Origin of the sequence: Fluviicola taffensis DSM 16823, from assembly GCF_943372375.1 — a bacterium.
GTDB lineage: Bacteria > Bacteroidota > Bacteroidia > Flavobacteriales_D > Crocinitomicaceae > Fluviicola > Fluviicola taffensis_A.
The window spans coordinates 47,078-60,359 of the sequence record NZ_CALRYJ010000003.1 but is presented as its reverse complement, the minus strand read 5'-3'; the positions used below and the strand labels follow the sequence as shown (position 1 = coordinate 60,359).

Below are 13,282 nucleotides of genomic sequence, written 5' to 3'. Positions count from 1 at the left end.
ATGAGAACAAAGATACTTTGCAGGGTTTTGATGCCCCTTTTTCTGATGTGCTCGAATTTGTCTTTTGCTCAAGGAGGTGAAAGCTTGACGGCTCCCGGCGCAGGGATTAGTCTTCCTTTTTCGGCTGCAGGAACAACCATTGGAACAACAAACGATGTAAACGATCCGGGTACCACTTTTGACGATGGTCCTGACTGGGTTTATATGTACTGTCCGGCGGTTACAACGACAGTTTACGTAACCGTTCAATTCACGCCCGGAGGGATTGCAACACCGGTTTACCCGAGTATTTCTGCATATTATTTTAATACGTTAACATCAAGCTGGACATTACTGGCTCAAGGTGCCGTTAACGGTGATACAGATCCCTCAGTTGGAATTCCGTACAATATCCCGGCTGGACTTTGTGTCTATTTCGTAGTGGATAATAATTCCGGAGGGTTCAATTACAACATAAATATCACATCGACACCTCTTCCTACTCAGGTTTTACCTACTCAACCTGGGTGCACCAATATGGGTTTTGATAATGGTACGACAAGTGGCTGGACAGGAAATTGGGGACACAGTATCGTGAACGGTTTGGCTGGAGCTCAAACACCCATTTACACACCCATTTTGGGAACAACCAATGCAGGACATCACAATGTTACAACTCCGGGATTGGATGCTTATCTTGGGGCAATTCAAGAGGTTTGTCCATTAATTCCTGGGAATACAAATTCCATGATGCTAGGTGACGGACCGAATGCCAGTTATGGTGGCGCCCAGCTAATGCAGAAGTTTTCTGTGACTGCATCAAATGCACTATTGACCTATTATTATGCAGCCGTAATGCAGGATGCGGGATCTGATCACGCAAACTTTGAACAACCATTTTTCAAGATTGAAGCGCTTGATTGTGCTGGAAATCCAATTGTATGCGGTAATTATTTGGTAACCGGTGGTCCGGGAATTCCCGGATTCATCCAGGTGGGGACAACTTCTGTGTATTACAGGGATTGGACACCTGTGATGCTGGATCTTACTCCGTATATCGGCTCATGTGTCACTATTAAATTTACGGTTGGTGATTGCGCACGTGGTGCCCATTTTGCCTATGCATATCTGGACGCAACCTGTGGACCAATGAGTATCGTTGCTCCACCAAGCGTCTGTCAATTTCAAACATCCACACTAACAGCTCCGGCTGGTGCAGCAACCTATTCTTGGGTAAATACTGCCGCTCCGGGAACAGTTCTTGGAACAGCAAACACTTTATCGATCACACCGACTACAACGGGGACATTTACTTATCAATGTACCATGACTTCCGTAACCGGTTGTAATTCAACATTGACTTCTACGGTAACAGTTTTACCAACACCGCAAATTACGGTTACAAATCCACCGGCTGTTTGTTCACCTTCAACGGTAGATTTAACTAGTGCCAGTGTGGTTACTATTAATTCCGGAACCGGAACTATCGGATATTTCTCTGATGCAGCTTGTACCGTTCCGATCGCATCTCCGAATACCATTTCAGTAAGTGGAACCTATTATATTCGCATTTTAAATGCCAATGGGTGTTACGAAATAGAACCTGTTACGGTTGTTGTGAATTCAACTCCAACGGTTAATGTTACCACAGCAGATCAAACAATTTGTATAGGACAGAGTGTGAATTTAAACGCAACGATTTCACCTACAGGAACTAATATCCCTGTAACGTTTACGAATACTACTGATTTTAATATTATTGACGGGAGTGTTACACCTACCAATTCTACGATTAGCGTAACTGGAATTACTCCACAAACTGCCGGTGTATTGCCAATCGTTTCTGTTAATGTGAACATCAATCATACATACGATCAAGATTTAACAATTTGGTTGATTTGTCCCAATGGAAGTACGATTGATTTGTCATCAGATAATGGTGGATCCGGACAGAATTATACCAATACGGCTTTTGTGCCTTCCGGTTCGCCATCGATTACTACCGGAACTGCTCCTTTTACCGGGAATTTTACTCCTGAGCAAGCATTTTCATTATTAAACGGTTGCGGAGTAAATGGAACCTGGACTTTACAGGTTTATGATTTAGCAACGGGAGATGTAGGGACACTCTTAGATTGGTCTATTACGTTCAATAATTTCGTGCCGACAACCTATGCTTGGTCGCCAACTTCCGCAATGACGGGTTCAACAACCCTGACGCCAATAGTTACTCCCACTGCAACTACGACATATACATTTACAGGTACCAGCGCTACAGGTGGCTGTACAGCAAGTGATCCGGTTACAATTACTGTGAATCCATTACCAACTGCAACTATCGGATCGAATGCTACTGTTTGTCAGAATGCTGCTGCACCAACGATTACTTTCACTGGTGCCAATGGAACCGCGCCTTATACATTCACTTACAATATCAATGGAGGAGCAAATCAGACGGTGAGCAGCGGGGCAGGAACAACAGCAACTGTCACGGCACCAACGGCAACTGCCGGAACTTTTACGTACAGTTTAGTTAGTGTGACAAGTGCGATGGGTTGTTCTCAAAATCAATCCGGAACAGCCGTTATAACAGTAAATCCAACTCCAACTGTCAATGCACCTGCGTCTCAAACAGTTTGTGCCAATGCAACAACGACTGCAATAGCTTTCACAGGAAACAATACTGCAACAACGACTTTCAACTGGACGAATAATACGACTTCCATCGGATTGGGAGGAAGCGGAACAGGAACTATAGCTGCATTTACCGCGACCAATGCCACAGCTTCACCGGTTGTTGCTACTATTACAGTGACACCGACTTTGAATGGTTGTGTTGGAACGCCACAGAACTTTACGATAACAGTAAATCCAATTCCGACAGTCAATGCACCGACACCTCAAACAGTTTGTGCCAATGCAACAACCACTGCAGTAGCTTTCACAGGAAATAATACTGCAACAACGACTTTTAACTGGACGAATAATACTACTTCCATCGGATTGGGAGGAAGCGGATCCGGAACTATTGCTGCATTTACTGCTACCAATGCGACAGCTTCACCGGTTGTTGCTACCATTACCGTTACGCCAACTTTGAGTGGTTGTACTGGAACTCCACAGAATTTTACGATAACTGTGAATCCAATTCCAACGGTCAATGCACCGACACCTCAAACGGTTTGTGCCAATGCAACAACCACTGCAGTAGCTTTCACAGGAAATAATACTGCAACAACGACTTTCAACTGGACGAATAATACGACTTCCATCGGTTTGGGAGGAAGCGGAACTGGAAATATAGCTGCATTTACAGCTACCAATGCCACGGCTTCACCTGTAGTTGCTACCATTACCGTTACACCAACGTTGAATAGTTGTGTTGGAACTCCACAGAATTTTACGATAACAGTAAATCCAATTCCGACAGTCAATGCACCGACGTCTCAAACAGTTTGTGCGAATACGACAACGACTGCGGTAGCTTTCACAGGAAATAATACTGCAACAACGACTTTCAACTGGACGAATAATACTACTTCCATCGGATTGGGAGGAAGCGGATCCGGAACTATTGCTGCGTTTACTGCTACCAATGCGACAGCTTCGCCGGTTGTTGCTACCATTACCGTTACGCCAACTTTGAACAGTTGTGTTGGAACTCCACAGAATTTTACAATAACGGTAAATCCAACTCCAACAGTCAATGCACCGACACCTCAAACGGTTTGTGCCAATGCAACAACCACTGCAGTAGCTTTCACAGGAAATAATACTGCAACAACGACTTTCAACTGGACGAATAATACTACTTCCATCGGATTGGGAGGAAGCGGAACTGGAACTATAGCTGCATTTACGGCTACCAATGCCACAGCTTCACCGGTTGTTGCTACCATTACCGTTACACCAACTTTGAATAGTTGTGTTGGAACTCCACAGAACTTTACAATAACAGTAAATCCAATTCCAACGGTCAATGCACCGACCCCTCAAACAGTTTGTGCGAATGCGACAACGACTGCGGTAGCTTTCACAGGAAATAATACTGCAACAACTACTTTCAACTGGACGAATAATACGACTTCCATCGGATTGGGAGCAAGCGGATCCGGAACTATTGCTGCATTTACAGCTACCAATGCTACAGCTTCGCCTGTTGTTGCTACCATTACCGTTACACCAACTTTGAATAGTTGTGTTGGAACTCCACAGAATTTTACAATAACTGTAAATCCGTCACCAACGATTGGTGGTGTGTTCACTGCTTGTGCCGGATCTACAACCCAACTAACCGGAAGCGGGACTCCTGCAGCGGTAACTCCGTGGACCTCCTCGAATACAGCAGTTGCAACCATTTCATCAACAGGCTTGGTAACTGGAGTTGCACCTGGAACGAGCACGATTACTTACACGAATTCAAATGGATGTTCCGCAACACAGGCAGTTACCATCACTTCCGGGGCAACAATTTCCGGAAACTTAACCGTTTGTGTCGGAGCTACAACTCAATTAACAGGTTCAGGAACTGCTAATGCAACAAATCCATGGGTTTCTTCCAATACTGCCGTAGCTACCGTTTCAAATACGGGGTTGGTTACTTCGGTAAGTGCAGGAACTACAACAATCACCTATACAAATTCAAGCGGATGTTTGGATAATCAGATAGTTACTGTAAATCCATTGCCTACTGTATCCGGTTCGGATGTGTGTATTGGTGGAACAACTCAATTAACGGGATCCGGAACTGCGAATGCAACAAATCCGTGGGTTTCTTCCAATACGGCAGTGGCAACGATTAATGCTACCGGTTTAGTTACAGGTGTGTCTGCGGGTTCTACAACAATTACTTACACGAACTCCAATGGTTGTTCAAATACCATGACATTAAATGTGGTTGGAAACCCGGCAATTAGTGGAACATTGAGTGCCTGCGTAGGTGCAACCACACAATTGTCTGCAACCGGGACACCAAATGCTATAAATCCATGGACATCATCCAATACTGCAGTAGCAACTGTGTCGAATACGGGACTTGTTACAGGAATTTCAGCTGGAACAGCAACCATTACATTTACGAATTCATCTTCGTGTCAAAGTACGGCTGTTGTCACGATTAACCCACTTCCAACGATTACAGGAACTTTAAACGTATGTGCAGGATCAACGACACAATTGACGGGTTCACCGACTGCAAATGCAACAACTCCTTGGACATCATCCAATACTGCTATAGCTACCGTTTCAAATACCGGTTTGGTAACAGGAGTTTCTGCAGGTACATCCACGATTACTTATGTGAACAGCAATGGTTGTTCCATAACAGCAGTTGTTACGGTTAATCCTTTGCCAACAGCGACAATTGCCGGCGCTTCAACAATCTGTGCCGGTTCTACTGCGAGCTTCACTATTTCCGGAACGCCAAATGCAACGGTGGTTTATTCAAACGGAGCAAGTAATTCGAATGTAGTTCTGAATGCGGCTGGAAATGCAACAGTAAACACAGGTGTTCTAAACACAACGACAACATATACTCTGGTATCTGCACAATCGGCAGCTCCGGCATCATGCAGCAATACGCTTACCGGATCCGTTACAATAACAGTGAATCCAATTCCGGTTATGAATCCCGTAGCGAATACGGTTGTCTGTCCGGGAGATAATGTGGTGATTCCAGTTTTTGCATCAAATCCGACCGGAGCGACTTATGCCTGGACAAATACGAATACAGCTATCGGACTTGGAGCTAGTGGAAATGGTGATATTCCGACTTTTGTTGCTTTGAACGCAGGAACTACGCCGATCAGTGGTTCTGTGACAGTGATTCCAACTTTGAATGGTTGTATTGGTTCCAGTGTGACATTTACGATTGGAGTCAGCAATAATCCGTCAGCAAATGCGGGTGTTGATATTGGTTTGTGCATCAATTCATTGACAGGAAATCAAATTGGATCAGCTTCTGTAGTTGGAAACACCTATTTGTGGAATCCGGCTACAAACTTAAGCAACGCAGCAATTTCAAATCCAACTGTGAACACGACGACAGCCGGAACAACTCAGTATACAGTCACTGTTACGAATGCCTTGGGTTGTCAATCAACAGATGTAGTTTCGGTTACAATCAATCCATTGCCGATAGTTAGTTTTAATAGTCCTGTGGCTAGTGGTTGTGCCCCGGTTTCGATCAGCTTTACAAATGCGAGTGCAAATTCAGTGAATTGCGTTTGGACATTTGAAGGCGGCGGAACTCAGGTTGGTTGTGGATCCGTTTCTCAACAATACAATTCAGCTGGTGTTTTTGATGTTACTTTGACAATCACCGATGGAAACGGCTGTACCAATTCATTAACAAATCCAGGTATGATTACAATCTATCCGGAAGTGAATGCTTCTTTTGGAGTCAATGTCTACGAGCAATCGGTTTTGTATCCGGTATTTGATTTTACAAATACTTCAACCAATGCTACTTCCTATTCATGGGAATTTGGAGATGGGGCGACTTCGAACCAAACCAGCCCTAGTCATACGTATGCAGAAACACCGGGTGTGTATCACATCATCTTGTATGCTTCCAATGCAGCAGGTTGTAACGACAGTGCGGTTGCAGTAGTTTCCGTGATTGATGAATTGATTTTCTATGTGCCTAATTCATTCACTCCGGATGGGGATGAACACAACAACGTATTTTTCCCGGTATTCAGTTCCGGATTTGACGGACAGAATTATACTTTGTTGATCTTTGATCGTTGGGGGGAAGTCATATTTGAATCTCACAATGTGGAATTCGGTTGGGATGGAACCTATATCGGTCAGTTATGTAAAGAAGGAACTTACACCTGGAAGATTCTCATCAAGGAACGCAACAAGGATAAACACCACGAGTACGTTGGTCATGTGAATCTCTTTAAGTAGAAAGAAAAAATAAAAACAAAGGTCGATTCAGTTGAGTCGACCTTTTATGTTTTATTTAGACAGGAATCGGAGATTCTCAATCGCTTATGAATGTTAAAAAAGAACTAATTTAAAAAGGGAGACAACCAAAGCGCATTTTTTTTCGTCAACTTTGCACTGAACTAAATTAATCATTTAATGAACAAGAATTTCATTAACTGTTTGTACTTTACTGCTGCGTTTTTCCTTTTTTCTACGTTTTCAGCTTATAGTCAGCAGTTTGAAAGGCATGAAGATCATGTCTATGCGAATCCAAATGTTTCAGGAGTTGGATCCTCGACCATTATTTACCACTTAAATCATCCGTTGGAAACTACTGTTTTAGGTGATCTGGAGGTTTATATGGAATCCCTTGAAGCAATTACTCAGGTCGATATCAACGGGCAGGATATTTCCATCGGGTTCAAACAGGCTACTACCCATCAAATGATCTATCTGTTTATTCAACGGATGGAAATGTTGTATGTCTACAAAAATTCAAAATCAAATTAAATCGAATACCACCTTTCTTCGTTATGAAAAAAAATATTTTTAGAGGTTATATCCTTTTACCTCTATTTTTCCTCCTAAGTCTCTCAGCCTTTTCACAGGGTGGTGATGACGATATAACTGCTAGTTTTTCCCCCATTACACTGCCATTTAATGCTTTGGGTTCAACAGTGTTTGCAAACAATGATTTCGATGATGTTACATCAGCATTTGACGATGGACCTGACTGGTTTTATTACTATTGTGCTACTTCCAGTGCTACTATCTGGACAACTATCAGCTTTACTCCTGGAGGTTTAGCTAATCCGGTATTTCCGCAGATTGTCATTTATAATGCAACAACCCTGGATGTAGTGGCGATTACACAAGTAGCCGGGGATAATTCGGGTACCATGGGAGCTCCCTTTGAGCCGGTGGCAGGGGAGTGTTATTTTTTTTGGATTGATAACGCAAATTTCACGGGATTCGATTATGCAATTCAGATAACGAATATAGTTCCCGCACATCCTGCAACTCCTACGCAACCTGCATGCACGAACATCGGGTTTGATTCAGGATCGACTTCAGGATGGGAAGGTTCTTGGGGACATTCCATGCAAATCGGTGCAACCGGGGATTTAACACCAATCTATACACCGATGTTCTTTACAATGAACTCGGGTCAACACGATATTACAACAGGAGGAGTGGATATTCAGGCACCGATCAGTCAAGTTTGTCCGTTAATTCCGGGAAATACTAATTCCATTCGTTTGGGAGATGGTCCAAACGGTGCATATGGTGGATCCAGGATTGAACAAAAATTCCAGATAACGTCTTCCAATGCCTTGTTTACCTATTATTATGCTGCAGTATTGCAAAATGCCTATACGATTGAAGATCTTGATGGTGATGGAATATCAACAGATACTGTACCACATTTAGCTGAGGAACAACCTTATTTTCAGATTGATGCGGAGGATTGTTTCGGGAACCCGATAGCTTGCGGAAATCTATTGGTTACAGGTGGTCCTGGAATTCCCGGGTTTACTCAAATTGGTAATTCGGGGGTGTTTTGGAAAAACTGGACACCGGTCATGTTGGATTTAACTCCTTACATTGGTTCATGTATTACGATCCGATTTACGGTAGGTGATTGTTCACAGGGTGCTCATTATTCTTATGCTTATCTGGATGCGACTTGTGCGCCAATGGAGATTATTTCACCACCTGATGTTTGTCAATTCCAAACTTCCGTACTCACTGCACCGGTGGGTGCAGCAGGTTATTCCTGGGTGGAAACTTCTGCGCCGGGAACGGTAATCGGAACATCCAATACTTTATCAATTACTCCAACAACAACGGGAACGTTTACCTACCAATGTACGCTGACATCACTCGTTGGGTGTAATTCTACCGTAACGACTACCGTAACGGTAGTGCCAGGTCCATCAATTACGGTTACCAATCCAACGGCAGATTGTTCTGCAACGGTTGATTTGACAGCTCCTGGTGTAGTTACAATTAATTCTGGAACCGGAACACTTGAGTATTTTATAGATGCAGCCTGTACTATTCCGCTTGCATCTCCGAATGCTGTTACCACGGCCGGAACATATTATATTCGTCTCAGAAATGCGGCTGGATGCTTTGATGTTGAACCGGTTACTGTTGCATACACTGGTTTACCTGTTGACTTTACCAGTAATTTGTCCGAAGGGTGTGCCCCGGCTTCTATTACGTTTACACACAACAGCCCGACTTCGGTCAATTGTGTCTGGACATTCGAAGGTGGAGGAACTCAAGTTGGCTGCGGATCGGTTACTCAACAATACAATTCGGAAGGGACCTATGATGTAACCCTGACTGTTACAGATGTGAACGGTTGTACCGGTTCATTGACCCAAAGCGACATGATTACGATTTATCCGGAAGTGAATGCCTCTTTTGGAGTCAATGTCTACGAGCAATCCATCTTGTATCCGGTATTTAATTTTACCAATACTTCAACGAATGCGACGTCCTATATCTGGGAATTTGGAGATGGAACAATTTCTGCACAAACAAGTCCGACCCATACGTATGCCGAAACTCCGGGAGTATATCACATAATCTTATATGCATCCAATGCAGCAGGTTGCAATGACAGTGCGGTTGCAGTAGTTTCTGTGATTGACGAATTGATTTTCTATGTGCCTAATTCATTCACTCCTGATGGGGATGAACACAACAATATATTCTTCCCGGTATTCAGTTCGGGATTTGACGGACAGAATTATACCTTATTGATCTTTGATCGTTGGGGAGAAGTGTTATTTGAGTCGCACAATCTGGCTTTTGGTTGGGATGGAACCTACATGGGGCAGTTATGTAAAGAAGGAACCTACACCTGGAAGATTCTAATTAAAGAGCGTAACAAGGATAATCATCATGAGTATATTGGCCATGTGAACTTGTTGAAATAGGATCAAACGATATTAAAAAAAATAGTTGGGACGTGATGCTTCACGCCCCTTCTTTTTATAATCTCGTTTGAATTGGGACAAGTTTCAATCTTCCGTATGCTACAAAAGCGGCAATCGCAGCGAATACGATATTGAATCCTATTTGTGAACCTTCTCCACGAGAAATATGGAAAATACTTGCCGCAATCATTAACAAGATAATTGCGATAGCTGCAATTGGTGCCAGTGCAGGTTTGAAACGGAATAGGGAAGGGAGAATCACCCCCAAAGCTCCCAGCAAATCAATGACGCCTGTCAGTCTGACAAATGCCGGTGAAATATCTCCTGTCCACGGCCACATGATTTCCAGTTTTTCGATTGGTTGAAACAATTTGACGCTTGCAGCCCAAATTAGGCTTGTTGCGAGGAGGATTTGTGCAATCCACAAGAAGATATTCGCGATTTTTTTCATCTTACATTCTGATTTTAACTCTTGGATAAAAGTAGTTAGCTTTGCTATCCAAATGAAAGCACTATCCGTTTGGATAGCACTATCCGATTGGGAAGTAATGGATTAAATAAGGAATTATGCTTAGTACAGGAGGTTGCCCTAAGAATATATTATCGATAAAGGATGCACTGGAAGCAGTGGAGGGGAGATGGAAGTTATTAATCCTGTTTGCTTTGTCAACAGGACCTAAAAGATTCAGGGAGTTGGGACGAGTCGTTTCCGGAATAACAGATAAAACACTCTCACGTGAATTAAAGCTTCTGGAATCCAATAAACTGATTACAAGAGCAGTCTTTGATACGTTTCCTCCTACCGTAGAATATACGATTACCGAGCACGGGAAATCATTGGAAAAGGTGATCGAAGAATTACATTATTGGGGTTTGGCTCATCGGAAGGAAGTTCTCGGGAAATAATTGGTAACTAGTATAAACAAAATGGGGGCGCGATTAATCGCGCCCCCATTTTGTTTTATTATTGATGATTCTTATTCAAAAAGAACATTCATTTCAACACGTCTGTTTTTCTGACGGCCTTCCGGTGTTGCATTTGTTGCAATCGGTTTAGTCTGACCATACCATTCAGCTTTCAATCGAGTTGCGTCAACACCTTTGCTAGCTAAGTATTTCTTAACTGCTTCAGCACGGTTTTTAGAAAGTGTCATGTTTTTCTTAGCATCACCTTTGTTATCCGTGTGACCAGCGATCTGTAATTTCCACTCTGGTTTTTTGATTAACAATGCTGCCAAGTCATCCAATGATTTAAACGAAGTTGCAAGGATAATTGCTTTACCTGATTGGAACTCCAAGTTCTCAAACGCAGTATTCAAAATTTCCTGTTCTTCTTTTGCAATCTTAGGACAACCACGGTTTTCAACCGGACCAGGGATAGTAGGACAAGCATCATCTTTATCATACAATCCGTCACCATCTGTATCTGGCCAAGGACAACCGTCATTTTCTTTCGAACCGTAAACAGTAGGACACTTATCTACATTATCGAACAATCCGTCGTTATCCGTATCCGGACATCCTTTATTTGCCAATGGACCAGGTAGATCCGGACAATCATCTTCCGAATCTTGAACTCCGTCACCATCTCTATCAGGACAACCGTTGAATGCAGGTAGACCTTTTACAGTAGGACAGCTATCATTCGGATCGATAATTCCATCCTCATCCGTATCAGGACAACCTCTGTAAGCTGCAAGACCAGCTAAGTCCGGACAAGCATCATCTTTATCAGGAATTTTATCTCCATCACGGTCAGGACAACCTTGGAACTCTAACAATCCAGGGATCTCAGGACATAAATCCTCCGTATCCTTGATTCCATCACCGTCTGTATCAGGACAGCCTTTGAAAGACCAAACTCCCGGGATATCGACACACTCGTCTTTCTTGTCAGATACCTTATCACCGTCTCTATCATCAGGTTTTGTGTAAAGGATCGGAAGGCGAAGTCCAACAAAGAACTCCGTACCACGAACTTTCCCTCTTGCAAAAAGCGAGTTGAAATCAACCACACCTACTGTGATTGGTCCTAATCTGGAAGCAATACCAGCTTTCCATCCGGAGTAATTATTTACGGATATTGGAACATATAATCCAAACCATGCGTAATCAAAGCTTGGTGTAATGGCAAACTGATTAGGTGTTTTCACACGGGAAGGGTTTTTCTTACTAATCATATTGATATTCCCCGTCGCGTTGATATAGAACCATTTCCAGATATGGTAATCCAATTGAATGTTCAATGCAGTTGGAGTATTCATATAATAAGTTTCACCAATCCCTTGATTGGAATTCCATCCTGCATCATTCGTAACCAAACTGTCAATGATTGAATCGAAAGAAGCGAAAGAAGTCGCTTTATCAAAAATCCGTAAATCAAGAGTGGAAGTATTTACAGAGAAATCACGGCTGCGTCCACCTTTTGTAAATTTCATTCCACCGATATCCAAAACGGAAACTCCGGCACGTAATTCGTATTTGTTCTCGTTACGCATCCAAAGATCGGTTTCTCCATCCATGTCGTATTTGTATTGTTTGTATTTCGGACGCCATTCGTAAACAACCCCTAAATCCAAACCGAATCCAAGTTTCGAAGCAGACTTGAAGAAATCCTTCGCATTGAAGTTTTTCAAATCGTCGTCCAGGTTATCAGAATAACCATACTTGAAGTTCCCTTTCAAAGTAGTTGCAGTGTCTTTGTTTAAAAGCTCATAATCCAATTCGTCCGTGTATGCATACGCCGAAGCGACTCCTTGAAGCAACTTGACACGTCCACCAATTTTTAGAAAATGCTGACCTTCATCTAAAACAACCTGACCATAATTAATGCCATATTCATTCCATGCCATCATATTCGTAGTCACCAATTTATCTTTCAATTGCAGATTCCAAAGTGATGCGAAATCCAACCCTTCCTGAGCCAATTTTGCCAATTTCGGATCGATGTCATCCACGTTTGTAATCATTCTGCTTTTTGCAGCAAAACCAATTGCAATTTTCGGATTGATGTGGAATGCAAAATTCAAGATGTCCACCTGATAATTCAGATAAACACCACGTGTTTTAATTCCTGGCTTGCTATAGTCATATAAATCAAAAATGGAGCGATCGTACAGCGTACTGTCCGGCTTCATCCACATCGTGTCTTTTTTGAATGACTTCAACCACCATTTGGGCATCACATCTGTTTTGAAATACTTGGCATTTTGCCACGCACCCACATTGGCACTTGCAAGGTTAATGTCGACGATAAATCTTCCGTCAACGAAACTGGCAGGTTGCACATCCAATCCCATAACTCCTGCATAATTACTACTGTGAACTCCCAAATAATTTTGAGAGAATGCAGTGATCGTAGTAAAACATGAAAAAGCAATGAAAGTTAATTTGCGTAACTGTCTCTTCATAAGTAGTCT

At 42.7% G+C, this 13,282-nt stretch carries 6 protein-coding genes; 4 read left to right on the top strand and 2 right to left on the bottom strand.

The window, feature by feature from the left end; genetic code table 11:
• From AAG807_RS06010 to AAG807_RS06000, 3 genes are all read left to right on the top strand, one after another.
• Positions 1-6,891 carry an Ig-like domain-containing protein gene (locus AAG807_RS06010; RefSeq protein WP_341901592.1) on the top strand — a complete coding sequence of 2,297 codons (6,891 nt, stop codon included), beginning with the start codon at positions 1-3 and terminating at the stop codon, positions 6,889-6,891.
• A gap of 177 nt (positions 6,892-7,068) precedes the next feature.
• Positions 7,069-7,422, top strand: coding sequence for a hypothetical protein (locus tag AAG807_RS06005; RefSeq protein ID WP_341901591.1), 354 nt, complete (start codon positions 7,069-7,071; stop codon positions 7,420-7,422).
• Positions 7,423-7,445: 23 nt separating this feature from the next.
• On the top strand, positions 7,446-9,863 hold the full coding sequence (locus tag AAG807_RS06000; RefSeq protein WP_341901590.1) for a PKD domain-containing protein: 2,418 nt from the start codon (positions 7,446-7,448) through the stop codon (positions 9,861-9,863).
• A gap of 55 nt (positions 9,864-9,918) precedes the next feature.
• Here the strand turns inward: AAG807_RS06000 and AAG807_RS05995 are convergent, their stop codons facing one another.
• A complete protein-coding gene (locus tag AAG807_RS05995; RefSeq protein ID WP_341901589.1) occupies positions 9,919-10,314 on the bottom strand; it encodes a DoxX family protein in 396 nt (131 codons plus the stop codon).
• A 116-nt stretch (positions 10,315-10,430) separates the two neighbouring features.
• Here AAG807_RS05995 and AAG807_RS05990 point away from each other — a divergent pair, with 116 nt between their 5' ends.
• Entirely contained in the window at positions 10,431-10,769 is a 339-nt protein-coding gene (locus tag AAG807_RS05990; protein WP_341901587.1) for a helix-turn-helix domain-containing protein, read from the top strand.
• A 71-nt stretch (positions 10,770-10,840) separates the two neighbouring features.
• Here AAG807_RS05990 and AAG807_RS05985 read toward each other — a convergent pair whose 3' ends face one another.
• Complete coding sequence (locus AAG807_RS05985; RefSeq protein WP_341901586.1) at positions 10,841-13,273, bottom strand: DUF5723 family protein; 2,433 nt, start codon at positions 13,271-13,273, stop codon at positions 10,841-10,843.
• Positions 13,274-13,282 lie beyond the last annotated feature (9 nt).